Here is a 26,083-nt window from a genome sequence, read left to right on the forward strand (position 1 = left end):
CGAAGTGCTATCCGCCGCTCGCCGTGGGATTGCCCTGGTGCGTGAACGCCGCCCAGTGGTGCAACCGGTGCAGATCGGGCCGGGCGGCCTCGGCGCGGAGGGGGCCGTCGAGGGTGGGCGGGGGTGTGCGGTGCGGGTCGAGCATCCAGAGCTGGGCGGCGCGCAGGGCGTCGGGTGGGGCCAGGCCCCGGGCGGTGAGGTTGTGGTGGAAGACCGCCATCATCACCGAGGTCGGGCCGTCGCGCACCGCCCAGCGTGAGCCCACGACATCGGCGGCCCCGCCCGTGACCAGTGCGGTGGCGAGGGTCAGCGCCTCGTCGTGGTGGCCCGCGCTCAGGTCGGTCTCGCAGGCGCTGAGGACGATCAGGGGGCCTGCGGTGCCGGGCCCCCGGTCGGCGGAGGCGTCGAGGATGCCGGCGACGGTGAGCCTGCCCGCGTCGGCTCCGGCACCGGGCGGGACGGCGAGCCGCAGTTCCGAGTCGGTGGGCCGGGGTGCGGCGACGGCGTGGCAGGACAGGTGGACCAGGGAGGCCGGGGTCGTGCCTCCGGGCAGCACGGCGAGCAGGTCCTCCGGAGTGCCCGCGGCGTCCCGCTCCCCGTCGGCGGTGAAGAACTCGCCGTAGCGCAGCGCTCCGGCGTAGCAGGCGGAGCGCAGTGCCGCCGTCTCCAGCTCGGCCCACGGCAAGGTGAGTTCCGGGTCGGCGACGAGCACCTGCGGTCCGGTGGCGGGGGGCATCCGCCGCCGGCCGGCGGCCGCCAGGAACTGGGCGCCGGAAGGGGCGTAACTGAGGACCGCCTCCTGGCAGGCGTACCGGTGGCCGTGCTCGCCGAGACCCCGGATGCGTGCGGCGTGCCACGGGACGACACCGAGCGGGCCGCACGGTACGAGGACGATCCGTGGCGGCCGGGCCAGGGGCCCCTGGGCCGCGAGCAACGGCCGTACGGCGCCGAGCACCGGTCCCATCACGGCCCGCCAGGCCCAGTCGCACAGCGTGCCCAGCGCCTTCTGCCAGCGCCCCTCGCACGCGGCGAGCTCCGCCGGTCCCTGCTCCGGGTCGGTGAGCACGCGGGAGCGTTCCGCCGCCGCCTCCAGATAGCGGTCCAGCGGTGGGCTGCCCGACTGGAGCAGCTCAGGCAGCGCGACCGCGGCCGGGGCCGCGCCGGGGCGGAGGATCAGCGCACGGCCGGGGAACCCGCCGTTGGCCATCGGCACTCCGGCCACCAGGTACACCAACGCGTCGGTGTCCGTGGCGGCGAGGCCCGCGGACAGTTCGGCCGGGCCGGTGGCGCCGAGGAGCGGCCGGGTGCCCGGCCCTTCCGTGGCTCCCCGGCCCGCGCCGAGCGCCTTGAGCGCCTTGCGCCGCAGACCGCTGGGGACCGGCGGGGTGTCGTCGGGGACCTGCGGCTCTCGTGCCCCGGGGGCCGTCGCCGCGATGGGGCGGATCGGGTGTGCGAAGACCTGGGCCCGCCACTGCCGGGCGAGTCCGGGGTGGCCCGCGGCGTCGAGCAGTGCCGGGATGCCCCGGGTGGCGGCGGCCGACTGCAGCACCAGGGCACGGCCCCGCTCCAGGTCGGCCACCGCGTCCACCGGCCGGCCGACGCGGAAGGCGATGAACGCGAGGCGCCGCGACAGCATGGCCCCGTTGAGCGCCGCGGACAGGCCGTGGTCGGCGCCGGACTGGAGCAGGACGTCGGCGGCCAGTTCACCCAGCGCCTCGCGGAAGACCTCGACGCAGGCCCGCTGGTCGGCGGCGCGGTGCGGGCCGCCGCGCGCGGCGCGCATGAGGTGGGCCTCGGCCAGCTTCGTCAGGAGGTCCACACGGTGTGTCTGGCCACGCCCCTCGGTGATCAGCACTCGGACACGGGTCAACTCGGTGATGGCATCGTCCAGCAGCTCCCCGGGCCCCTCGCCGCGCAGCACGTCGAACAGCATCCGCAGACCGAGCGCGCCTCGTCGGTCGTACTCATGGTCGTGGTAGAGCCGGGGACCGTCGAGGTCACGGCGGAACTCGGAGATCGCGCGATACAGGATCTCCGGTTCGGCCGCCTCGGGCCGCGCGGGTTCGAGGACGCCCTCGGGTGTCCGCCCCTCCTGTCGGACGGGCGGCAGGAGGGCGTCCAGCTCGGTGATCCGTTCTTCCAGTGCCCCGCGCCGGTCGCTGTCCGGCGGCAGGGCCGCGTGCCGGCCGCGCAGTTCCTCGCCCAGGCTGGGCAGTTCCCCGTGGTTCCCGGTGCGCCGGGCGTGGCTCAGCTCGGCACCGGCGGCGGAGAGCGCGAGGTCGAGGACGAACGGCGCGTCGGGCGGCACCGAGCCGTCACGCTCCAGGGCGGCGCGTAGTTCGCGCAGGGTGGTCAGGGCGACGTCGGCGTCGTGGAAACTGCCTCCGTGCACGGCGGCCTGCTCCAGGATGCCGACCAGCTCCGCCTGCAGGGAAACGCCCCACCAGGAGCCGGCGGGGCTCGCGTCGATGGCCTCCCTGAGCAGCGCGGCGGCGTCGTCCAGATAGCCGGGGTCGCCGGTGCGGTAGGCGAGGAGCCGGTCCAGTTGGGCTGCCGACTGCCGTTCGCGGATGCCGGTGTGCGCGACGAAGTCCCGTACGTGGCTGTCGAGATACGGCAGGACGCCCGGATCCACGGCCGTACCGATCGGCCAGTCGGTCAGACGGTCCGCGTCGTCGCCGTCCGGATCGGGCGTGGGCCGTTCCGCCTCGGAGAAATCGGCCGGCTCGTCGGTCAGGAACTCCCATTGGAGCAGCAGGTAGGCGTGGAGCCTGGCCACCCGGGCTCGCTGCGGCGTGTCCGGCGGCGCCGCGCGCAGACTCCGCAACGCAAGGTCGGCGGCCCGGCGTACGCCGTCGGCACCGGCCGCGCGTCCGGCGCCCGCCCGGCGCACCAGCCGCGCGGCCTCCAGGTCGAGAGTCAGGTCGTCGGGTGTGGAGTCGCCGCCCCGCCCGGAGGAGAACTCGGCGATCAGCCATACGAGTACACGGGTGAACCGAGCCGTGCTGCACGAACCGGCCAGATCCACCAGCCCCCGTACGGCATCCAGGAGTTGACTCTGCGCCGAGGGGGCCGCGCCGGTGCCGTCGCGGGCCGCCGCGACGTGATCCGCCCCGTCGGTGGAACGGTCGGACGCGGACCGGGCGGAGCGGGTGGACCCGGGCGCGAGCATCTGCTCGATGATCTCCCGGTTGCTCTCCGTCTGCCGACGGAACTCCTCGTCGACCGGCGCCTCGGCGATCCGGTCGACCACGTCCCTGGCCTCGATGAGGTCGCGGCGCACTGCCTCCGTGAGGACCCGCCCGTCGGCCACGTCGAGCAGCGCGTTCTGCAGGGCGGTGCGGCTGCCGTCGGCCCGCGGCAGGGCCCAGGGCATGAGCAGGAAGAGCAGCATCATGCGGGACAGCACCGCGAGCGGGGCGTCGAGGGGTCCGTGACGGTCCACCCAGCGCAGGCGCCGCAGCGCCTCGGCCCGCTCGTCGGGATCGAGCGTCGTACCGTCGCGCCGTATGTGGCAGCGCGCACCGATCAGGAGGGCCACATGCACGAAGACGTCGGAGAACTCCTCCTCGTGCCGAATCAGCTCTCTTTCCAGTGAAAGGAGTTCATCGATTGCGGGCCCCAGCCATGTCTCGTCCTTCCAGTCCCCGCCCTCCATCAGCCGCCCCACGGCACGGACCGCCTCGGCCGCCCGCCCGCGCAGTTCCTCAGTCATCGACTCCCCCCTCAAGCACCGCACCCGGCGATACGCTGACGGTCGGTACAGCCCGGGGCCGTCGAGCGACGGTCCCGCCGAGCACTCCGGGAAGGGGCACCGTGCACGACGCCAGGACGAGGATCTCAGACGCACTGACGGATTCCGGGCGTTGCGAGCGGGAGACGGCACTCCTGGTGCTGGGGCACGCCGTGCGTTGGGCCGCCGGCACACTCGGCGGGACCGGCACGCCGTACGCCGCCGAGGACATCGACGGAGCCGGTGCCCTGACCGCCCTGTACGCGTTGGACGATGCGCTGGCCGGCACCCATGACCTCGCCGAAGCGCTGCCCGCACTGCTCCGGGTGGCCCGGGCGGGCGAGCGGCTGGGGCGTGACATCCAGGACCTGATGGCCGAACTCACCTCGCTGGCCGGGCGGATCGCGGTGGAGCGCGCCGCCCTCGACGAGTTCCTGGCGCGCGAGACCGAACTGCGGCAACGCCTCGCGGAGCACGAGAAGCTGCGCCACGAGGTCGACGAACTGCGGCGGCTCGAAGCGCTCGTGGCGGAGCTGGACGACGTACGGGCACAGCGCGCGGCGATCGACGTACGGCTGCGGGAGCTTCGCGACCAGGACCCCGACGCGGCCGACCAGGAGTTGCTCACCGCCGCCGACTCCCTGCTGCGGCTCACCGAGCAGCAGCTCTCGGCACTCGCCCCACGGACCCGGCAGTCCCTGCAACAGGTGGCCGCGGCACAGCGGGAGCTGGAGGACACCCGGCGCAGGCTGAGTGAGAGCACGCAGGAACTCTCTTCCTTGCAGGAGACGTTGGAGAGCGTCCGGGTCGAGTACAGCACGGTGCTCGCGTCGCTGACCCGCCATGCCCGGGCCGACCGGGAGCTGGCACACGCCCTGCACGAGGCCGCGGACGACGGCGGCGAAGTGCGGGCACCGGGGTTGACCCCGGCCGAGGTGGCGGTGCTCACCGAAACCGTCGAGCGGCGGCTCGCCGAGGCGGACCGCGCCCTGCGCCGTATCCTCGTGGACCGGAGCGCCCCCGACGCCGACGGCCAGAGGAAGATCACCAGCAGTCCGGCCTGAGACGGGGCCGCCCGGCGTACGGCCGGGCCGTGGGCCCGTATCACCCGGAACACCCCGGCGGTTCCCCGGCGTACCGGCCGTCCGCCGGATCCGGTACGTCCTCGGGCAGGAACTCCGGGCCCTTGTCCCCGGTACCCCAGCGCGCCGCCTTCAGGGCCTCCATGATCTCCATCAGCCGACGCACCTCACGGGCGTTGCCGAACGAGTGCGGGTCGGCCCTTCGGGTCTCCTCCAGCCATCGGCGGGCACGTTCCTCGGTCCCGGGGCCGAGGACGTAGCCGCCCGCCACGGCCGAGCGGCGCAGGATCTCCCCGAGGTCGTCCAGGGAGAATGCGGGGAACGGCACCTTCGTGGTGAACCTCGACCGCATTCCCGCGTTGAAGGTGAGCAGTTCCTCCATCTCCCCGGGGTACCCGGCCGCGATGACGACGAGTTGGCCGCGCCGGTGCTCCATCTCCCGGAGCAGGGTGTCCACTGCCTCCGCGCCGAAGCCTCCGGCTCCGCGCGTGTCCCGGACCAGGCTGTACGCCTCGTCGATGAACAGCACCCCGTCCAGCGCCCGCTCCACCGCGTCGCGGACCCTGGGCGCGGTCTGCCCGACGTACTGGCCGACGAGGTCGGCGCGGGTCACCTCCACGACATGGCCCTTGCGCAGCAGTCCGAGCGCTCGGAACAGCTCCCCGACCAGTCGGGCCACCGTGGTCTTCCCGGTGCCCGGCGGCCCCGTGAACACCAGATGCGGCGGGTCGAAGGATGCGGCGCCCCGCTCCTGGCGCATCCGCAGCCGCTGTGCCAGGCTCGCCAGCTCCGCGCAGACCGGCCCGAGGCCGACGTACCGGTCGAAGGAGGCGAGGAGTTCCGCCGGGTCCGGTGCCGGCCGGGGCAGGTGCTCGCGGTAGGCATCCGGGATGTCGTCGACGCCGACGGGCTGTTCCACGTCCCGTCCTACGCGTACGGACCACCGGGAACGGACCGCGTCGGCGAGGGTCCGCATCTCCCGGACGTTGCCGAAGTTCGCGTCGCGGCCCCGGTGCATGCTCTCCACGATCTGCCGCAGCGCTGCCGCCGTGTCCGCTTCGACCGTCAGGCCGCCCTGTTCCAGACGGTTCAGGAGGGTCGTGTGCAGGGTGCCGGGGTCGTAGTCGGGGAAGGTGACGATGTTGGTCTCGGGGAAGCGGCTGCGGAGACCCGGGTTGGCGTCGAGGAACTGGTTCATCTTGTCCGGGTAACCGGCCACGACGACCACCAGTTGCCCCCGGTCGTCCTCCATGCGTTTCAGGAGCGCCTGGATCGCCTCGTCGCCGAAGCCGTCCCGTTGGTCGCTGAGCCCGTAGGCCTCGTCGATGAACAGCACCCCGCCCAGCGCCCGGTCGACCACCGCGTCGGTGCGCTGCGCGGTCTGTCCGATGTATCCGGCGACCAGGTCACTGACCTTGGCCTCCACGCAGTGGCCCCGGTCCAGCACGCCGACGTCCCGGTACATCTCCCCCACCAGTCGGGCCACCGTGGTCTTGCCCGTACCGGGGTTGCCCGTGAACACCAGGTGCCGGGAAGGTGGTTCGCCGTCCTGCGACCGGCCGCGGGCCCGGAGTTCGTCACTCGTCGCCAGCTCCGCGCGCAGGTTCTCGAAGCGGCGTACGAGCTCCTGCGTACCGGGCATCGCGGCCAGCCGCTCCCAGGGGGAGCGTTCGTCGGCGACGCTGCCGCCCAGCCAGGGCCGGACCGATTCGCGGTCCAGCACGGCTCCGGCAGCGAGGAGTTGTTCGAGGCGCTCCCGCCAGACGCGGGCGGTCTCGGGCTGCCCGGCCATCGCCCGGACCACCCGGTCCAGGTCCCGCCACTCGACCCGCAGCCCCTTGCGCAGCCGTACCGAGTGCACCAGCCGTTCCAGTTCCGGTCCCTGGGGAAGTCCGATCCGGTGCGTGCCGCCGCGGGCGGGCTCGTCGCGTCGTTCGGCGACGAAGGTCTCCAGCTGCGGACTGCGTCCGAGCCCTTGCAGGAATGCGGCCACCTGACTCAGGGAGGCTCTGTTGAACACGAGGATCCACTGGTTGCCCTCGACGCCGTCGGCCGCCCATTCGGCCAGGGCTCCGGCGAGCTGGCGCGGGGCCTGGTTGTGCAGCAGGAACTCGTCCGCGTGCGGGAACACCACGGCCGTACGGTGTTCGGTGCCGCGGAGATACCCGGTGAGCGTCATCACGCCGAACGGGTCGGCGATCCCCGACGCGCGGGCGGCGCCCACTCCCGACGTGGAGCCCGGCTCCGGCCCCGCGGCAGGCGCCGGGACCAGGAGCTGGGCACCGCCGAGCGGGCCGCGCAGACCGGCGTGACGCATGCCGCCCGTGCCGGTCCGGCCGTCCGGCCCGGTTGTGCGGCGGGCGGGGCGGCGGGACCGTTCCCAGGACTCCTTGTCGCGGAAGTAGACCGGGTCGTGCAGGGTGCTGAACACGATCCGCTCGAACCCTTCGGAACGCAGCATGCGCCAGAGTGCCTGTTCCATGGAGCGGACCTGACCGGTGCTGTCGACGAAGACGTCGCCCACGCCCGGCCCGTAGAACACCGTGAAGGGCTCCCCGGTACGGACGGCCTCGGGGGCGAGCCGCTCCGTGTCCGGTGGGCGCCCGGGGTCGGGGCTCCCCTTCGTCAGGCCTCCGCTCATGTGCCCGCCCCCCGTCGGCCGGCCCGGCTGCCCGGCTCTCCGGGGTCCGGGATCGGGGCGCCCCCGGGAATGACCGTCGGCTCCGAGGGCTCCAGGCCCAGGGGCACGCCCTGGTCCCGCAGCGCCCGGTGCACCGCGTCGGCCCTGTTGCGGAGTTCGGCCTCCGATGTGACGTCGTGATCGCTGGACTCCACGCGGATCACGCACTGGTCCGAGTCCTTGTCCTCCTGGACGATCTCGACCCTGATCTCGTTGCCGTTGGCCGCGTTGCGCAGCCGGGCGTGGAACGCTCCCCGTTCGTCGTCGTCGGCGTAGCCGGACTCTTCCTCCACCAGGTCGTAGTAGGCGACCTCGGCGAGGGTGTGGGCCACGACGTCCGCGAGGTTCACCCGCATCTGCGAGGTGAGCTGGCGCATCCCGGCCCGCTCCACAGCCTGGCCCAGGCCCCGTTCGAGCCGGGGTGCCTCCTCGTCGCGCAGCACACGCAGGTCCTGTACGCCGGTGTGCGGGTCGCGGGCACGGGAGAGCGCCTCGGCGGTCTCGTGCAGCACCTGGTCGAACTCGCCCTCGGACCAGTGCACGACGTCCAGCGTGCAGTCCGGGACCGGCCGGGCGTCCGGGCCGACGACGGGGCGGTGCCGGTTGTCCTCCGCCAGGGCCTCCACCTGCACCAGGGCCTCCACGGCCTCCTTCTGGGCCAGGCAGCGCTCGAACTCCCGCTGCTCGATGTCCACCCGCAGGTCGCTCAGCTCGTGGAAGGTCTCCTGTGCGACGGCGAGCGCGGCGTCGAAGCGGCCCTCGCCCGCGGTCGCGTCGGCCGTGGCGATCCGCCGGCGCAGCCGGTCGAGGCGGCCGGGTGCGTACCGGTCATGGGGCAGTTCCCCGTCGATGAGGTCGGCCATGGTGCGGGCGTCGGCGAGCCAGGCGCGTACGGTGTCCTCGGCGCGGGCCCGGTCGGCCTTGAACGCGTCGATCTCCTGGGCGAGGCGGGCGGTCTCGGCCCGCCGCTCGGCGCGCTCCGCCGCGAGGGCGCGCTCGGCCTCCCGGCGCTGCTCGTCGAGGCGCTGCCGGGTGTTCTCCTCGATGCGGCCCGCCGTCTCGCGCAGGTCCTGGTGCAGGCGTTGGGCCTGGTCGCGCAGTTTGCGGTTGGTGTCGGCCTCGATCTGCCTGGTCCGGTCGCTGAGCCGGTCGATCGCCGCGTCCTGGCGGCGCTGCCGGGCCTGCACCGTGGCGAACGCCCGGTCGACGTCGGCCCTGGTCTGCTTCCGTACGTCGGCGACCAGGCGCGGGATGTCCCGTTTGACGGCCTGGAGCTGTCGCGCCTTGCGCTGGAGGCGGTGCCACTCCGACTCGTCGATCTGAATCCTCTTCCTGCCGCTCATGACCGTCCCTTCTGCTGTGGAATCGCGTCCGGACCCGCGCCGGAGCCATGGGGGTGCGCTCCCGGGGTTCGGGCGCGGACCGTGTCGACCGCTCGCTCGAAGGCGGCGGGGAAGTCTCGCGGAGGCACCCCGATGAGCAGGGCCTCCCGGCCGTCGACGGCGATCTCGACGTCCCGCGCCCGGCCCTCGAAGTCGTAGCCGCTGTCCACGAGGCGCGGGGTGAGGTGGTGGACCCGCTGGTTGCTGCTGCCGCGCAGGCCGCGCCCGTCGTTCAGAGCGGCCACGTACGTGCCGTCGATCAGTACGTCGACGGCGGCGAGCAGTCCGGGCACGTCCGGGGACGGGGGCCGGGTGCGCAGCCGCTCCAGCCGGTGTCCGGTGAAGCAGACCACGGAGACGTCCCTGATCTGCCGGGCCCGCCGGACGAGTCGGGCCAGCCCCGCGGCCTGGCTCATCGGTTCGCCGCCCGAGAGGGTCAGTCCGGTGACCCGGGGGTCCGTGAGCAGTTCGGCCGCGAGGTCGTCGGGGTGTGCCCGGCGCGCGGGGCGTTCGGGGATCCACTCCGGCGCGAGGCAGCCGGCACAGTGGAACGGACAGCCCTGCACCCACACCACGGAGCGCACTCCGGGCCCGAGCGTACGGGTTCCGACGCGGGTGGCCGCCACGTTCAGCGGCGGCTGCCCCGTCATCGGGGCCCCTCGCCGCGGGGCCGGGCGGTGCCCGGTGCGGGTGCCGGGCCGCTGTCCGGGTGGTGCGTGAACGACAGCCCGCCGACCACGGCCTGGGCGCCCGGTGCGCAGACCACCCGGTCCGGTCGGCCGGTCGCGCCGTCCGGGACGTACCGGATCATCAGGTCCGTCCCCGGCCCGTCGGCAGCACGGCGGCGGCGTCCGTGCACCGTGCCGCGTCCGCCCTCGCGCGGCTGGAACACCACCCGCCTGCCGGAGAGCGCGATCCGGCCCGGAACGCCTCCCGCGAACACCGGCACGACGATCAACGCACCCGACAGAACCGGGCGGTTGACTCTCCGCCAGCGCAGCCAGCCGAGCACCAGGACCGCCAGGAGGCCGAGCAGGATCCCCGGCAGCAGAAGGACGGAACCGATGTCCGCGCGCACGGCCAGCGGGCCGCCCCCGACCGCGACCGCCTCGGGCACCTTCAGGTCCACGTCGGGCGCGAGGGCCCGCTGCCACGGGGACGACACCTGTCCGGACACCCGCAGCACGGCCGAGGCCTCCTCGGTGTGCCGGTAGGGCAGGCCGCTTCCGTCCGGCCCGCCCGCGAGGCGCACGGCGTACGTCCTGGACTCGCCGGGGCCCAGGGTCAGCCGCGTCGGCAGACCGCTGATGCCGAGCGGGGCTCCGGCCGCCGAGAGCCGTACGTCGCTCACCGTCAGCGGCAGGTGCCGGGCGGCCGACCGGAAGGTGACGGAGGCGGCCGCGGAGCCTGTGGTGAGATCGCGGGGGCCGGTCTGCTTCCAGGACGCGGTGACGCCCTTGCCCCGGTCCTCGGCGAGCAGCCGCGCCGCCGAGCGCGCCCGGGTGCTGTCCCCGGCCCGCTGCAGGTAGGAACCCAGGTCCTGGATGCTCCCCGGGCGCAGGACGACCGTGTTGTGAACGACGTCCCCGAGCCGCTCGGCACCGCTCGCGCCGGTGGCCAACGGCAGTGCGTACCCGGCGAGTTCGGTGCGTGCGCCGATGGCTTCGGCGCGCTTTCGCAGCGCCTTCCAGGGGGTGCCGGAGGACGTGGGGTAGCCGGACCCGCGCGGCGGCTGGTGGCGGCCGTCGGTGAGCATGACCACGGAGGCGACGCTCGCGGCGTCGGTCCGCTCCAGCTCGCGCAGGGCCTGGTCGAGGGCGGTGCCGATGTCGGTGCCGCCGTCCGGGTCGGGGGCCTTGGGCAGCCGGGCGACGATCTTCGCCGGGTCACCGGCCGAGCCGATGTAACGCGCCTCGGGACGGTCGTCGAAGGTGACGAGGGCTACGTGGTCGGTGCGGGTCAGGCCGCCGAGGAAGGTGCGCAGGGTCGAACGGACCGCGTCGTAGCGGCCCTTGGCCTTCATCGAGCCGGAGGTGTCGACCAGGATGACGTAATCCACGGGCTGGTCGGCGACGCCGAGTTCCCGGTAGATCTCTTCCCGGCTCGGCCCCTCGGCGGCGGTCGCCGGAACGGTGGCCGCCGCCAGGGCGGCCAGCAGGACGGCTCCCACTGCCGCCGCACGCCGCAGCGTGGTCGTGGCACGTGGTGACCGGGTGGTTCGCTTCACGGACGGGCTCCCTGAGTGTCGGGCGGATGGGCGGGTTGCCGGGCTTCGCGGGGCAGGGGTCACCCCCCGGGCGGAGGCTGGGAGAGGGGCTGCCCGGGGCCGGCCCCGGGCGGCACGTCGACCGGCAGGACACCCAACGGGAACTCCTCGGGCGGGAGTCCGGCCCCGGGCGGGTGTGCACCGGTCCGGCCCCGGCCGAGCGGCTGGAGTACGAGGTGCGCGGCCCCTTCGGCGGTGACGCGCATTCCGACGTGGAAGCGCTCCTCGGCCACCGCGGGGACCGTCACGACAGCCGCGGGTACGCCACGCTCCGCCCCGGACCCGTGGACCAGGAGCCGGACCGCGCGTGCACCGCTCGCCTCGGCCGTCGCGGTCCCGAACCGCACCCGCTCCCCGTCGGTCTCGGCGAACACGGTGGCTCCGCCCGGAACCAGCGTGCCCGGCGCGCTGATCAGCAACTCGCCGTCCTGGGGCCGTCCGTGCACAATGCGGTGGACACGCACGGCGACCGCGTGCGGGTACCGGTCGGCAGCGTCGACGCGCCCCCCGGCCACCAGCGCGGCCCCGAGCACCGCGGCCAGCGCGGGATCGGTGCCCTCCGGCAGCGGCACCGCAGGGCCCAGACGGTCCGCGAGGTGCCGTGCCACTGTCCCCGACCGGGCCGCGCCACCCACCGCGACCACGGACGTACGGTCCGGGCCGGTGCGGGCGTCCGCGAGGGCCCGGTCGAGGCCTTCCGTGAGCCGGGCGAGTGCCCGGTGCACGACACCGGCGGTGATCTCCCGGCCCGCCACCTCATGGACCACGGTGTCCGCGGACCGCTCGGCGCGGTCCGGGCGGGCCGCCATCCGGTCGAGCGCGACCTCGGTGCGCCGGGTGTTCTCCGCCCTGGCCAGGTCGAGCCGGCGCAGTACGTCCGGGTCGTCGACAGCGAGGCCCACCCCGTCGAGCACCGCCCTGTCGAACGCGGCACCATAACCGCCAGGCTCCGGCCCGTGCCCGGTCACCCGGGAAACGGTCACGGTCCCGCCGACGAGCGCGCACCGCGCGATGTCGATGCCGGCCGCGCCCAGGTCGCACACCAGCACCGGCGACACGGGCGGACCGCCCGCGTGCCGCAGCAGGGCCAGCACCGCGTGCGGGGCGCCGACGAGCCGGGCCGGCGGGCCACCGAGGTCCGGGGCGGATCGCGCCTGTTCGCCGTGCGGGACGACCAGAACCAGCCGTCCCGGCGTGCCGCAGTGATCGCGGTACGCGGCGTATGCCACGCCGAGGGCGGCGTACCGGTCGCCGCGTACCCCGGCCGGGGTGGGCAGACCCTCGCCCGGCACCGCGCCCGGCAGGTCGACCAGACGTGGCATCCCGTCGGCGTCGACCCGCGCCACCCGGAGGAAGCGCGAGCCCGCGTCGACGGCGACGGCGGGTTCGGCGGGCGCCGTCATCGACGTTTCCCGGGCACGATCCGCCCCATCTTCCCCAGGACGCCCCGGCGTTCGCCCTCGGCGGCGGGCTCCGCGGCCATCGGCGCGTCGGGACCGTTCCGCAGCTCCGCCACGATCCTGTCGTGCCGGGCCCGCTGTTGCCGGCTGTGCTCGGTCAGCAACACACGCAGCCCCGCGTGCCGGTCGTCCCGCACCAGGGCCCGGTACAGCCGGAGGCCGGGCAGGTCCGCCGCGAGTTCGTCCATGAAACGGGTGACCTGCTCCAGGCCGTACGGCCCCTGCGCCAGGGTCCACCCGGCGACGGTGTCGAGGAGTTGCGCCGGCAGCCGCAGCGGCGCACCCGCGTCCAGCAGGAGACGGGCCAGCCGCTCGTACGACGCGTGGTCGTTCACCGCCCTGCGGAACTCGTGGACGGGCCGCAGCCAGGCCATGTCGTACCGCTGCGACACCTGCTCCATGAGGTACGCGGGTACGTCGAGGTCGTTGAGCGGGCGTCCATGCCCGATGAGCCGTCGGTGCAGCACCTCGCACACCGGCTGCAGAAAGCTCTCCGGCAGTACGAGGCCCAGCTGTTCGATCACCCGCCAGCCGCGCTGCCCCGGCGTCCCCGCCAGGAGGGCGTCGACGGCCAGGCGCCGCAGTTCGCCGTCCGAGCCGAGCCGGTTGATCAGGGCGGCGATGTACGCCCGCAGTTCCGAATCGTCGGCGAGCCGTTCCAGGCGGGGCATGCCCGGTGTTCCGGTGCGCGTGGCCGCGCAGAAGAGGTCCGCGTCGGCCGCAACGGCGCCCCCGGCCCGCTCCTCGACCGGCACGAGGCGTCCCACGGCCTCGCCGAGGCCGCGTTCGGTCCGGGCGACCCGCCACAGCCTGGGCCACATCGGTCCGAGCACCTCCGGGCGCCGCCGGAGCCGGGCGATCTCCAGCGTGGTCCGCCAGCCTTCCTCGAAGGCCTCGGCGAAGTCGGCGGCGTCCGTGGCGGTGGTCCCGTCCGGTGAGTCGCCGAGCAGCACGGCCGCGAAGCGCAGCCAGCCGGGGGTTGCGTCGGCGGCCAGCTCGGTCCTTGCCCGGCGCACCAGCCGTTCGAGCGGCTTCAGGTCGCGCCGCTTCTTCTTCAGCAGGTACCTGAGCCAGGTCTTGCCGACGGCCGGTTCCCGGAAGAGGATCCGGTCGGCCCGTTCGGTGCTCCGGCCCCACTGGTCCTCCGCCATGTAGATGAGTGATCCCGCCCAGCCGTCGGTCGGCGCCTGGGCCTCCACCAGGGCGTGGAACAGCTCGTCGAAGGTTCCGGGGCGGTGCGCCTCGACCACGTTGTGGACGACGCCCAGATATTCCTCGGCCCGGTCGAAGGACCGGGCCAGGTCCCCGGCCACGAGGACCTCCCCGACGAGGAGGGACCGCAGGCGATCGGACCACTGCTCGGCGAGGAGCGCACCGGCGCGCGCCTTCCGGCCGTGCGCGCCGTCGACCAGATAGCCCGTCAGGACCGTGAGCCGCTGGTCGTCGAGGGAGGCGGCCGGGTGCCGGTCGAGGACCCGGGCCACATCGGCCAGGTCCCCCGCCCCGGAGCGGACCTCCTCGACCACCGAGTCCAGCAGGTCGGCCTCGCGCAGGGCCTTGAGGGCGCCGCCCGCGTCGGGGGCGGACGTGGCCGGTTCCGTCGCGGCCAGCAGGTGCCGCACGAGTGGCCGGGTGTCGTCGGTCTTCGCCCGCAGCGCGCGCAGACCTTTCAGATACCCGCGCGCCGCCGAGCCGCGTGGCTCCTGCGGCGGGGCCCCGCCGAACACCGCCGAGCACTGCCCCGCCCGTGCCGTCGGCGCGAAGAACAGCCGCAGGTCGTGCTGTGACTGGCCGGTCCAGGTCGCGGCGCTGAGCCAGGACCGGCACGCGTACGGCAGGAGCGAGCAGATCGCGTCGAGTGCCCGTACACGGTCGGCGACGTCCGGCAGCGGCCGGCCGGGGCGCGGGGTGATGGCGACCTGCCGGTTGTCGAGCAGCAGCGCGGCGACACCGGACGCCCATGTGAAGCTCAGGTCGTCGACGACGGCGGCGAGTTCTTCGGCCGACGTGTTCGGCACGCCGACCTCGGTCGGGGCGTCGTCGGCCGTCGGGGCCGGTGGCTCGGTCGGCAGTGCGCGGTCGATGCCGGACCAGGTCAGGGCGGAGCGCGAGACGTCCGGCCAGTCGAACAGGGTCAGCCGCCAGGTGTAGCTGGGGGCGCCGGTGCCGTCGGCCGTCCCGTCCCAACTCGTGTCCACGCAGGCGCAGACGGGGGCGGGGTGGGTGTCCGACGCGCCGAGGAAGACCCGCCAGGGCAGGGCGCCGTCGGGGTCGTGGCCCTCGGGCGCGCCGGTGGCGGCGGCCCGCCAGAGGTAGGTGTCGGCCCGGTTGCCGGGGAGGCTGCTGCGCAGCACCTTGTACCCCATGGTCCGCCCCGGATGTTTGCCGAGCACCGCCCGGTGCGCGGTCAGTTGTTCCTCCCCGAGGCTCTGGTTCACCGTCGCTTTCCCCCGAGCCGGCCGCCCAGGCCGCGCTCGCGGCCCCGGTCCCGGTAGATGCGCTCCTCCAGGTCGATCAGTGGTTCGAGTACGTTGATCGGCTCCGGGGAGGTACGCAGACGCGACATTCCGTCCACCTCGATCGGCTGGACGTAGTCCCTGTAGTCGAAGACGTGCTGCGGGGTGAGCCGGAAGCCCACGGCGGAGGTCGCGTAGTACGAGATGCGGCGCGGGTCGAAGTAGGCGTGCAGGGCGTCCCGCACCAGACGTGCGTTGGCTCCGCGGAAGTCGTCGCACATCCACTGGAAGAACTTCTCGCCCTGCTCCGCCGGCACCCGGGGCAGTTGCGCGCCCACGGTGTCCTGGGTGACCCAGCCCGCTTCCACGGCGGGCCGGAAGATGTCCGGGTGGTCGAACTTGGCGACGCAGACGGACACGTAGTGGGGCAGCCTGCCGTCGACGAGCCCCTGGCGGTTGCGGACCTGCGCGGTGAGCTGGGTCAGGGTCGACTGGAGGAAGTTGAAGCTCTCGGTCGCCGTCTCGGCGTCACCGAGCGGGTCGAAGAGGTAGATCAGCCCGTGGGAGCGGGCGAGCTGGCCGACGAGCTGGGCCTGTTGGGGGTGGCCGTCGCCGAAGACCTCCCCGGCCGCGTCCTGGATGTCGAGGACGAAGCTGGGCCGCCGACCGCTGATCCCCAGCCTCCCCTTCCTCTTGGGTCCCTGGATGGACCAGGCCATCTCGCGGACGCCCATGGTGGCCTCGGGGAAGGCCCGTTGCCGGGTCAGCAGATCCATGCCCCGGCTGAGGAACGCGCCGGCCTCCGCTGTCATGCCGCTGATGTTCCAGCCGCCGTCGTGGTACCGCTGGTGCTGCATGGCGGCGAGGGGCAGCGCGGTCAGGTAGGTGGTCTTGCCCGAACGCGGAGCGCCCCACAGCCCTATCCGGATGCGGTCCGCGTCCGGGCCGCCGGACGGGATGCGCTCGGGCGTCGGGTTCGGTACGGAGTCCGGTACGGCCGACGGCGGTACGGCCCCGGGGCCCTCGCCGGTGGGCGTGTCCCCCCGGCTGTCCGCGCCGTCCCGTGCCGCACCGTCCGGCTCGTTCCTGTTCGGGTCGTGCCCGTTCAGGCCGTCTCCGGCCGGGCCGTTCCTGTTCGGGTCGTTCCTGGTCGGGTCGTTCCTGTTCGGGTCGTTCCTGGTCGGGTCGTTCCTCGTCGGGTCGTTCCTGTTCGGGTCGTAGAGATCGTCCATGGGCACTCTCCTCGTGCTGGGGCCATGTCGTGGGGCGGTGTCACATGAGCGGGGCGGCGAAGGCGAACGGGCATTCCGGGCCCTCGTGCCGCCAGGGCGGGTCGAGGGCCCGGACCGCGTCCTGGGCCGAGTCGATACCCGGACGGAGCACCCCGTCGGCGCCGAGGGCCCGCCAGGCCTCGGCCGCGTAGCGCCTGGTCTGTCTGCCCGCCGCGTCGGGCGGCGGAGGTCCGGTGGCGGGGTCCGCCCGGGCCAGTACGCGGTAGCCGTCCGCCCGCAGCCGGGCGAGCGCCGCCCGCCAGTCCGTGCCGCGGGGGCAGGCCCGTACGACCCCGTGCTGACGGGACGGGGCGGGTGGCCGGCGGCCGACGATCAGGAGGACGCGGCACACCTTCGCGGTGCCGGAGCGCACGGCGGACAGCGAGGCCACCGCGTGCAGCGCGTCCTCCAGGGACGACACGGTGTCCTGCCGCCGCAGGGCCGGTGCCCAGTCGGCCAGCGCCCGGGGCAGCTCGGCGGGCGGGCGCGCGACGACCGGGGCCCGCAGCAGCGTGCCTTCCTTGGCCCAGGTGCTCTCGTAGTCCGTGTGGTCGTAGTGGCCTACGGCTCCGACCCGGACGGCGGTGCCGGTGTGATCCCTGCGGGCCAGGAGGGCGGCGACGTCCCGTACGAAGGTGAGGCGTTCCTCGGTCTCGGCCAGGTCGGCGCCGCTGAGTTCGACGGTGAACAGCAGATCGAGGCGGGGCGGGCGCACCATCCGGCGGGGCAGACCGGACAGCAGTCGGGGCACGTCTACGAAGGACTGCTCGGGCGGCCGCTCACTCGCGGGGGCGACGAGGTCCACCTCGCCGGGGCCGCGCAGCACGAAGGTGAGCCGTGCCGGTTCCAGCGCCCCGACCTTGAGCCGGTGCACGGTCACGGTCGGGGCGCCGTTGCCGTCCGCGGCCGGGGTCCCGGCGAGGACCGGCAGGTGAAGGGGGGTAGTGCCGGTGGCTCCGCCGTACACCGTGACCTCGGCGGTCGCGGTCTCGCCCGGGGCCAGCCGGGAGCCCGCGGGAAAGAGCACATGGCTGTGCGGGCGCACGGCGCCGGTGTCCCGGTCGGCGCGGGCCAGAAGCAGTGTGTGATCGGCGAGGAGCGGCAGCGTACGCAGGAGTCGCCGCACCCGGTCGGCGGCGAGGCGGCGGGCGGGCGCTTCCCCCGGGTGTCCCGGTTCCACCGACGCGGCGCGGTCCGCGGGCAGTTCGAGGCGCACGGCGTGGTCCCGGGCCACCACGGCGGCCGCGCGCCGCAGCAGTTCCCAGCCCGGCGCCGGGCGCAGCAGGACGGCCGCGGTCCCCGGGACGGTCGGCAGGCTCAGGGTGAGCCATTCCCGTACGGCGTCGTCGAACTCCTGGCGGTCCACGGGCGGGAGGGTGCCGTTGCCGCCCGCGAGCTGGAAACGGCGCAGGGTGGCGTCGGCGTCGAGAGCGGGCACGACCGTGCGCCAGGGGGTGCTGTCCGCGTCGCGGAGGACCGGGATTCCGGCTTCGGTGAAGGTCACCCGGGTCAGGTGGAGCCCGTCGGGCGCGCACTCCACGAACGACAGCTCCGCGCGGCCGTGCCGGAGCTCGTCGAGCGGTGCGCCGGGTCCGGCCCGCGCGGGCAGGTCGTCGGGGGCGCTCCGGCCGCCGGGGAGAACGGCCCCGGACCGCTCCGCCTCGTCCCCCTGCGGCGGGCCGCCCCTGATGACCGCGGCGAGGCACGGGTGATCGCCCGTGCCGGGTGCGGCGAGTACCGCCGCGCGCAGGTCCCAGGCGTGTTCCGCCGTCCGGAGGACGGTCTCGGCGGCTGCCAGGTCCGCTGCCGTCAGTTCGCCGAGCACCGGGTCGTCGTGGAGGCGCCAGCCGCAGACCGCGCAGATGTCCCGCCGGTCCTCCGGAGTCGCGCACACCGGACAGACACCAAGCACACCACAGCCCCCCGTAGTCCGTCCGTGCCCCGGCTCGCCGTGGCGGTCCGGGCGCTGCCGAGGCCACGCGCCGGTGGCCGCCGTGATCACCCAAACCCCTTGCAGAGGAGGAATGATGATTCCACGTCAGATGTGCGCATGGGCGACTTCCGTGAACCGCGGACAGAACTCGCCGGAGACTCCATCAGCCGGCCACGACCGGAACAATCCCCTCCGTTCCTCGTCGGCGGCACCCCGTGCACGCCCGCCCTCCGGCCGCGCCGCCCATGCCGCCCCGCGCTGCCGGCACGGCACTCCTCGGCACCGGCGCGGACGACCGGACGCCACACCTTCAACCCGCTCACCACCCCATCGCTCACCGACCGGTGCCGTCGGGCGGGGTCACGACCGTGCGCGTCCTACGGCGATTCCGGCGACACGAATGCGCCGCGCCGCTCTCGCCGCGCCATCTGCCTGGCGGAGGGGCTCAGCTCCATTCCAACGGGTCGGCCGGTCGCGGACCGGGCACGTTACGGGCGGATCCTGGACGCGATCCGCGCCACCAGGCCAGCCGCCTGCGGCGTACGCACCACGAAGTGGACGTCCCAGTCCGCGCCGCGCGCCAACTCCGCCTCGACGGCGGCCCACACGGCGCCCAGACTGACGTGGTACGGCAACCCGCCGCGGCCCGAGCCGAGCAGGGGGAAGCACACCGACCGCAACGGCGGGGCCGTCTTCCCGGACTCCTCGGCCAGCACCGCGAAGGTCCGCGACACGGCTGTCGTGACATGGGCGGGCAGCACGTCGTAGTCATTGGTGCCGGCCCGGGGCACCGCGATCGCGGCGTGGTGGATCCGCCGTACGCCCTGCGCGGTCAGGGCGCCCGAACCCGTGGCGACAACGGTGCCGGGCAGCACGGCGCGCCCCGAAGTGCTGTGCCGGGCGGCCCACTCGCGCAGCCCGTCGTGGACCGGGTCGTCGATGACATCACCGGTCACCCCCCACACGGTCGCCGCCCGCCGCAACGACGCGGCGACGGAGGACTTGTACGCCTCGGGCAGCGCGAGGTGGACGTTGATCGGCGAGACCACCACGTCCACGTCCCGCAGCAGGTCCACGGGGTGCATGTGCACGGTGAGCACCACCTGGCGGCCTCCGACGAGCACCCGCACCGTGCGGTGCGTGACGGCACTCCGCTCCCCTTCGCCGCCCGGGGACGCCCCCTCCTCCGCTTCCGGCTCCGCCGGTGCCGTCGCCAGGCGTACGACGTGCTCGGCGACCTGTCCCAGGACCATCACCTCGTGGTCCTTGCGGAAGCGTTCGACACTCACCCCGTACACCGAGGCCGCCCTGGCCCGGCGCGAGGACGCCGGCCAGTCGCGGGTGCCCTGCGCGAGACCCAGGGTGTACTCGGCGGTGGTACGGAGCGTGCCCTCGTCCAGGAGCGACACGGCGCGCCGCAGCAGCGCCTCGACGGCCGCACCGGGCGTACGGGCGCCCGTCGCGGCCACGGCCGCCGCCGACTCCAGGTGCGGCAGCGGGCGGCCGCGCAGCCGGACGAGGCCGATGCGCCGGACTTCCCTGATCTCTTCGAGAGTTGACGCAAGGTCAGGTTGGAGCGATGCCATGCGATCACCATGGCACCACGTCCCTCTGTGGACAAGCCGGTCCGGGTTCTCGCGGGCGTCACTCCCGTCGCGGCCGTGAAATCTCCGCACGCAGCGGTTCGAGGTACTGGTTCGCCCGGTCGATGCCCGCGTCGGAGTCGAGTTGCGGGATCCCCGAGGTGGGCACCACGTCCAGCGGCTTGCCGTCGCAGTGCGCGAACCGGTCGTGGAACAGCACCAGGGCACGCTGCGGCCGGTTGTGCCGGGACTGCCAGATCAGTCCCATGGCCTCGGGTGCCTGCGCCCGGATCTCACTCGCCCAGCGCCGGGCGGACACATAGTTGCGCTCGTCCTCCAGGAGCGTGGACTCCTGGCAGACGGCGGCGAGGTCCTTCGCCTCGATCAGGGAGACCAGGGTCAGCTCGCACCGGGTGCGCAGCACGCTCAGCGTGCGGTGCAGGACGGTGGCGTACGGGATGCGCCGCCGCCCGGCGGGCAGTTCGAAGGGACGGGAGCGCAGCACGCTTTCCGCGAGGGCCGTGGTCGCGGTGTCCCCGAGGTACAGGCAGTGGTACGGGTCGAGCGGCGTGCCGTCGAAGCGGCTGCCGTCCTTGAACTCGAAGGGATCCGCCAGCTTCGGATTGAACTCGTCCGGCGCGTAACGGATGTTGTGCACCCGCCACAGCTCGGTCCCGGCCGGGAGCACGTGCAGGACGGGCCGCAGTTCCAGCGACGTCATGGGAAAGATGCCGGTCATCAGTCCCCCTCCACCAGCGCGGCGGCCGCGCCCACCAGTTCCCGGTCGGGCAGCCGGCCCAGGAGCGCCGCGGGTGTCCCGCCCAGCCAGGTGTTCCCGCTGAGCCACCAGGCCGCGGCCCCCCAGGGGTCGATGTCGGCGAGGAGCAGCCGGTTGACCTGGATGACCACCTCGTACGGGCTTCCGCAGCCCTCGGGGAACTGGAACTCCGGGTAGCGCTCGCCGCCCCGGGGGTCCGCGAACCTGATCAGTTCCGGCGGCGCCGCTCCCCCGCACCGGGCGTGTGCCTCGTCCCTGGAGAGGGCCGGGGCGCGGAGGATCTCGTCCGAGGTGCCGTCCGGCATGTCCGGTGCCGGTTGCCGCGCGGGCGCCAGCAGTGCCATCAGCTCCCGCGCGCCCATGACCACGGCGGGTTCGGGTGGCGCGGCGACCAGGCGTACGGCGTCCAGGGCGGGCCGTACGGGATGGTCGAACGGCAGCGCCAGCAGGGCGAGACGGACTCCCTGGCAGGCCCTGCGGACGGCCATGCCGTCGTCGGGTACCACCGCCGCGAGCGTTTCCAGCCGGGTGAGCAGCACCGCGTACTGCTCGTCGTCGAGCGCCGCGCGGACGGCGGCGTGATGTTCCCCGATCAGTGCGAGCAGCCGGCCCGCCGGGCCCTCACCACTCGTGTTCATCCGGTCCCCCTCCTTCGCTTGTCTTCCTCGTCCCTGCCGGGCCGGGATGCCCCTGGTGAATGAACGCGGCCCACAGCGGGACGCGGTCCAGGTCGGTTCTCTCCGCCTGCCGCAGCAGCACACCGCTGAGCGAGCCCGGGGTCTCGCGGCCGGGATCGAGCATCCACAGCTGGGCGGCCCTGAGCGCGTCGACGGGGCTGAGCCCTTCGGCGTTCAGATAGTGGTGGAAGACCGCCATCAGCAGGGCCGCGGTGCCGTCGTCGGCCGCCCACCGGGATCCGACGACGTCCCGTGCGCCGCCCGAGACGAACGCCGTGGTGAGCGTCAGGGCCTCGTCGTGATCACGGGTGCTCAGATCGGTCCGGCAGGCACTGAGCACGACCAACGGACCGTCTGCGGTCGCCTGTCGGCGTACCGGCTGGTCGAGCAGCCGTGTCACGGTGAGGTCGCCCGGGTCCGTACCGTCCGCTTCGGCGGGCGGGTCTCCCGCGGGCTCGGCGGCGAGGTGCAGTGCGGAGACCGTGGGCCGGACACCCGCCGATCCGTGCGAGGCGACGTGCAGCAGAGAGGCCCCTTCGGTGAGGAACCCGAGGACCTCCTCCGGGGTGCCGGGAAGCAGTTCGTCCTCGGGGACCTCGAACATCCCTCCGCACAGCCGGGCCCCCGGGTAGAAGGCGTTCCGCAGGGCCAGGACTTCGACCTCGGCGTAGGTCAGGCCCAGGGTGGGATCGGCGAGGAGCACGGGAGCGGCCGCCGGGTCCCGTGGTGCGCGCCGCACCGTGCGCAGGAACTGGCTGCCGGACGCCGCGTAGCTGAACACCGTGGTCCGGCACAGGTAGGCGGGCGAGGTCCCGCCGGGCCCGCGCGCGGCGTGCCAGGGGACGATTCCTAGGCGGCCGCAGGGCACCAGGACGACGCGGAGCGGCTCCTGCGCCCGGTCGCCGCCGGGCCTCAGCGCCTCCTCCAGGGCGGTGACGACGGGGCCGAGCACGTCGTGGGCCCAGTCGCACAGCGCCCCCAGGGACTGCTCCCAGCTCTGGGCGGCGGCCGCGTCGTCGGGGGCCGCGGCGTCGATCAGGGCGGTGGCGTCGAGGTAGCGCTCCACCGGACCGTTCTCGGCGCCGGACAGAAGCGGCAGGACCTTCATGGCGAGGCCGCGCTCGGGCGACACGATGATCGCCACTCCGGCTTCCGCGTCCTCTCCGGGGACGAGGTAGACCAGCGCGTCGGCGCCGCTCGCCGCGACCCCGTCCGCGAGGTCGGCCGGCGTGGGGGTGCCGAGCAGTCCGCCCCGCCGGCGGTAGCCGAGGGCTTCGAGGGCGCGGCGGCGCAGGGTGCTCGGCAGTTCGCCGGGTACCCCTTGATCCCGGGCGTCGCCCGGCGCTCCGTCCGCCCCGGCCGCGACGGCCTCCCGCCAGGCCTCGGCGAGTTCGTGGTAGCCGTCCGCGTCGAGGAGTTCGGGTACGGCGGACGAGGTGGACGCGGCGTGCAGCACCAGGGCCCGCCCCAGTTCGAGCACGGCCACCGCCTCGTGCAGCCGCCCCTGCGAGGCCGCCCACAGCGCTGCCTGGACGCCCCGGTTCGCCCCGGAGCGGGCGGTGAGGAGTCCGTGTTCCGCACCGGCCTGGAGGAGTACGTCGGCGGCGAGCGCCGTCAGCGCCTCCTCGGCCGCGCCGAGCGCCCTGATGTCCTGGACGTCCTGGTCGCGGACGCCGCGCTCGCGGTAGGCCTCGGCCAGTCTCCACAGCGCCTCCGCGGCGATCCGCGGCGCCTTGCCCTCCCGTACGGCGCCCCGGACGCGCTCCAGTTCATCGATGTGCATGTCCAGGACGGCCTGGTCGCGGGTGAGTGCGTACTGCAGTCCGGCGGAGAGGGCGGCGGAGTAGACCTCGTCCGTGGAGGCGTCCGCCGGCGGCGGGACGTGGTCGACGCCGGGGGCCGTCCCGCCGGAGAGGGCGGCACGCAGCAGAGCGAAGTCCGGGCCGGTGGGCAGGGGCGTCGCTTCCGCGAACGGGAAGTCGACCGCGCGGGCACCGGCCATCCCCTGCTCCAGGAAAGGGGTACCGCGTCGGATCAGCTCCAGGTCGCCGATGACAGCGCCGAGTCGGGTCAGGGCCGCTCCCAGGGTCAGTTCGACGACGAAGCGGAACGGATGGCCCTCGGGGGCGGTCCGGGCCAGCTCCTCCGCGTCGTCGACGAGGCCGCGGAGCGCTTCCCCGTCCTCCGCGTCGCCCGCGTCGAGCACCTTGGCGTAGAGCGCCTGCGCCCGTCCGAGGACGGCCGGGTCCCGGAACCCGGGAGGCAGCGGGCCGCCGTAGTTCTCGAAGTAGCGGGCGACGGCGTCCACGTGGGCGCGGCCGGTGGACTGGTCCTGGATCGTGCCTCCGACGCCGGCACTGACGTTGAGCAGCAGCGCCATCAGGGCCTCGATACCGGGCGTCGGGTCGAGGCCGGGCGGCGGCATGTCCTGTACGGAACGCAGCTTCCGGAGCATTTCGTTGAGCGCCTGGGGATCGCCGTTCCTGAGCGCCTCGTCGAACCCGTGGGTGGTGGCGTTCACTGCGTCCAGGGCGGCGGCGATGCGCCGGATGTCACCGAGGGCGAGCGGGGGCTCGGGCTCCGGGTCGGGGGCGGGCGCGGCGTCCCCCTCCGCGGCGGGCGCGGCTGCCCCCTCCTCCTCCGCGGGCGCGGCTCGGGTATCCCGTTCGCCCCCCGCGCCGTCGGCCGCTGCCCCCTCGGGCCCCTCCGCTCCCGGCCCCCCGCCATTGAACATCCGCCCCATCGTCTGCCGCAGCACATCCGCGAAGGGATCGCCGACGGGCATCACGTTCGCGAGGATCTCGGTGAAATCCGGTCCCGTACTGGCCGAGAACAGCTCCCGCAACCGCCGGTACTCCGTGAGGAACTCGGGCGGCAGCGGCAGTTCCGCGATGTCGTCGGTCAGCTCGTGGATCTCCGTGGCGAAGGTCATCACCCCGTCGGGCCCGGACCGCGTGAACCAGTCGACGAACGCGGCGAGGTCCGGCACGTTCCCCGGCGCGCCCGGCTGCGAGCGCATCGGAGTCAGGAGCGTCAGCAGGAACAGCGCCGCCCATCGCCGCTCCTGTGTGCCGACCGTGGCACCGAGCGCCGTGCGGCGGTCCCGCGCGTCCCGCAGGAGCCGTTCCGCCCGCTCCCGGTCCGTATCGGTCCCGGCCCCGGTGGAAAGCCGCAGGGCGAGCGCGCCACCGAGCCATACACTCACCGCGCCGCGCAGCACCGGATCGTGGTCCAACAACCGCACGAGTTGGTCGAGTTCACCGATCGACCTGTCGTACGCCGCCGGCGGCACCGCTCGTGCCCCCATGGCCGGGATCAGTTCTCTGACCCTCTCCGCCGCCTCCGCCGACCGGGTACGCAGGCCCTGGACACCACCGCTCGCCTGGTCGCTCATCGGCACTTCCTCTCCCCCGGAGCCCGAACCGCCCTCGGCAACGACACCACTATGCCGATCCGTCGGGCGTGGGACGACGGGTTCCCGGGCTTCGACCACGGAACACCCGGGGCACGCCCAGTTCGGCCCGCATCTCCCGGCGCATCTCCCGCAGACGGCACCAGAGCACGTCGATACGTTCCTGGACGGCGGCTGCCGAGTCCCCCTCGCGCGGCACGCCACCGTCGAGGCGTCGCACCATCCCGTAGGCCGCGCCCAGTTCGCGGCTGAGGTCGCCCGCGAGGTCGAGGACCCGGTCCGGCACCCGCAGTTGGGCCTCCGCGTACACGTCGCGGTGCTGGTCGCGCGCCTCGGCCAGCCGTTGCCGTACGGGCGTCGAGTCGTCGCGGCTCAGGGCGTGCACCTGGTCGGTGAGTGCGGCCAGATACTGCCGTGCCGCGGTGTTGAGGGCTACGTAGCACGCCCGCAGTTCCTTGACCTCGCTGCGCCGTTCCCGCACCAGCTCGGCGCGCTCCCGCTCGTGCTGCCGGCTGCGGTCGGCGGCGCGTTGGGTCAGCAGCGCGGACAGCAGCGTCCCGACGACCCCCACGACGGCGGCCGACAGGGCGGTCGCACTCCCGACGTCCACGCATCCCCCACTCCGGTGCACGATCAAGTCACGACGGTCCGGTCATGTCATGGGTCCAGCGAAGCAGGGGCCGGCGGGGCTTGGGAACAACGCGCCCGGAAGTCGCCCAGGGGACGGCCCGTAGGCGACCAGCCGGAACGACACGTCCGGCGAAACCGCCAGGTCGGCGAACCGTTCGAGAACGCCGTTCGAGATCGTTCGCATCGTACGCACGCGGAACTATCTCCAACCGGGGGACGTCAGCGCGGCGTTGCGCCTGTGGAAGGACTACGTCCACCGCCCCGAGCGTGAGCTGTGGCACGACGACGAGTTCGGCAACGTGCACTGGTACTGCTGCGGGAACCCTCTCGAAGGCCGTGCCCTGCTCGACGGCGTGATGCGAGCGATGTCGCAGCGGGGTGCCCGTGCGCTCCGCAAGATCATGAAGGAGCTTGATTCCTGAACGGGCCCACCCGACCCAGCCGCGAATCGCCGAAGACGAGGAACAAGCCGTACGCCGGAGGGGTCCTCACACGCAGTCGCCCTGCCGCCCCACCGGCTAATGCTCTCTGCCCCCGGAGACCTGGCCCAACACCGTATATCCCGGGTATGCAGGGGATGTTCACCCCGCCCAGCCGGAAGGCCACCCCGTATGCGTCCACACGCCCATAGCCCCGCCCGCGACGGCGCCGAGAAGGACCGTTCGACGGCGCGCAAGTCTTCTCGCGCACCGGAGGGAGCCGAGAGCGCCGCCCCACAGGGGTTGTTCGGGCTTCAGAGC

At 74.0% G+C, this 26,083-nt stretch carries 16 protein-coding genes; 2 read left to right on the forward strand and 14 right to left on the reverse strand.

The window, feature by feature from the left end; translation table 11 throughout:
* Window positions 1–7: 7 nt before the first annotated feature.
* Entirely contained in the window at window positions 8–3,715 is a 3,708-nt protein-coding gene (locus EES42_RS32300; protein WP_124721790.1) for a CHAT domain-containing protein, read from the reverse strand.
* 101 nt (window positions 3,716–3,816) lie between these two features.
* Between EES42_RS32300 and EES42_RS32305 the strand changes: the two genes are divergently transcribed.
* On the forward strand, window positions 3,817–4,797 hold the full coding sequence (locus EES42_RS32305) for a hypothetical protein (protein WP_124721791.1): 981 nt from the start codon (window positions 3,817–3,819) through the stop codon (window positions 4,795–4,797).
* 40 nt (window positions 4,798–4,837) lie between these two features.
* Here the strand turns inward: EES42_RS32305 and EES42_RS32310 are convergent, their stop codons facing one another.
* From EES42_RS32310 to EES42_RS32370, 13 genes are all read right to left on the reverse strand, one after another.
* Complete coding sequence (locus tag EES42_RS32310; protein ID WP_124721792.1) at window positions 4,838–7,456, reverse strand: AAA family ATPase; 2,619 nt, start codon at window positions 7,454–7,456, stop codon at window positions 4,838–4,840.
* On the reverse strand, window positions 7,453–8,838 hold the full coding sequence (locus tag EES42_RS32315; protein WP_241196726.1) for a hypothetical protein: 1,386 nt from the start codon (window positions 8,836–8,838) through the stop codon (window positions 7,453–7,455). The genes EES42_RS32310 and EES42_RS32315 overlap by 4 nt, the downstream gene beginning before the upstream one ends.
* Window positions 8,835–9,527 carry a 4Fe-4S single cluster domain-containing protein gene (locus tag EES42_RS32320; RefSeq protein WP_124721793.1) on the reverse strand — a complete coding sequence of 231 codons (693 nt, stop codon included), beginning with the start codon at window positions 9,525–9,527 and terminating at the stop codon, window positions 8,835–8,837. The genes EES42_RS32315 and EES42_RS32320 overlap by 4 nt, the downstream gene beginning before the upstream one ends.
* Window positions 9,524–11,104, reverse strand: a complete 1,581-nt coding sequence (locus EES42_RS32325; protein WP_124721794.1) for a vWA domain-containing protein — start codon at window positions 11,102–11,104, stop codon at window positions 9,524–9,526. Before EES42_RS32325 ends, EES42_RS32320 begins: the two co-directional genes overlap by 4 nt.
* A gap of 59 nt (window positions 11,105–11,163) precedes the next feature.
* Window positions 11,164–12,546: an acetate and sugar kinases/Hsc70/actin family protein gene (locus EES42_RS32330; protein WP_241196727.1), complete on the reverse strand. Its 1,383-nt coding sequence runs from the start codon at window positions 12,544–12,546 to the stop codon at window positions 11,164–11,166.
* Entirely contained in the window at window positions 12,543–15,041 is a 2,499-nt protein-coding gene (locus EES42_RS32335) for a hypothetical protein (protein WP_124721795.1), read from the reverse strand. Before EES42_RS32335 ends, EES42_RS32330 begins: the two co-directional genes overlap by 4 nt.
* Window positions 15,038–16,291 (reverse strand): hypothetical protein, encoded by a 1,254-nt coding sequence (locus tag EES42_RS32340; RefSeq protein WP_124721796.1) that lies wholly within the window; start codon window positions 16,289–16,291, stop codon window positions 15,038–15,040. The genes EES42_RS32335 and EES42_RS32340 overlap by 4 nt, the downstream gene beginning before the upstream one ends.
* Window positions 16,292–16,331: 40 nt before the next feature.
* Window positions 16,332–18,224: a hypothetical protein gene (locus EES42_RS32345; protein ID WP_164495408.1), complete on the reverse strand. Its 1,893-nt coding sequence runs from the start codon at window positions 18,222–18,224 to the stop codon at window positions 16,332–16,334.
* A 527-nt stretch (window positions 18,225–18,751) separates the two neighbouring features.
* The gene (locus tag EES42_RS32350) at window positions 18,752–19,849 is read right to left on the reverse strand and encodes a macro domain-containing protein (protein WP_124721798.1); all 1,098 of its coding nucleotides are present in this window, start codon (window positions 19,847–19,849) and stop codon (window positions 18,752–18,754) included.
* A gap of 58 nt (window positions 19,850–19,907) precedes the next feature.
* Window positions 19,908–20,585 (reverse strand): RES family NAD+ phosphorylase, encoded by a 678-nt coding sequence (locus EES42_RS32355; RefSeq protein ID WP_124721799.1) that lies wholly within the window; start codon window positions 20,583–20,585, stop codon window positions 19,908–19,910.
* On the reverse strand, window positions 20,585–21,262 hold the full coding sequence (locus EES42_RS32360; protein ID WP_124721800.1) for a hypothetical protein: 678 nt from the start codon (window positions 21,260–21,262) through the stop codon (window positions 20,585–20,587). Before EES42_RS32360 ends, EES42_RS32355 begins: the two co-directional genes overlap by 1 nt.
* Window positions 21,246–24,695 carry a CHAT domain-containing protein gene (locus tag EES42_RS32365; RefSeq protein ID WP_124721801.1) on the reverse strand — a complete coding sequence of 1,150 codons (3,450 nt, stop codon included), beginning with the start codon at window positions 24,693–24,695 and terminating at the stop codon, window positions 21,246–21,248. Before EES42_RS32365 ends, EES42_RS32360 begins: the two co-directional genes overlap by 17 nt.
* Window positions 24,696–24,744: 49 nt before the next feature.
* Window positions 24,745–25,323 carry a hypothetical protein gene (locus tag EES42_RS32370; RefSeq protein ID WP_241196728.1) on the reverse strand — a complete coding sequence of 193 codons (579 nt, stop codon included), beginning with the start codon at window positions 25,321–25,323 and terminating at the stop codon, window positions 24,745–24,747.
* A 250-nt stretch (window positions 25,324–25,573) separates the two neighbouring features.
* On the opposite strand from EES42_RS32370, the gene EES42_RS32375 reads away from it, so the two are divergent.
* Window positions 25,574–25,765, forward strand: a complete 192-nt coding sequence (locus EES42_RS32375) for a hypothetical protein (protein WP_206433693.1) — start codon at window positions 25,574–25,576, stop codon at window positions 25,763–25,765.
* Window positions 25,766–26,083 lie beyond the last annotated feature (318 nt).

This window comes from Streptomyces sp. ADI95-17, assembly GCF_003846175.1.
Classification (GTDB): domain Bacteria; phylum Actinomycetota; class Actinomycetes; order Streptomycetales; family Streptomycetaceae; genus Streptomyces; species Streptomyces sanglieri.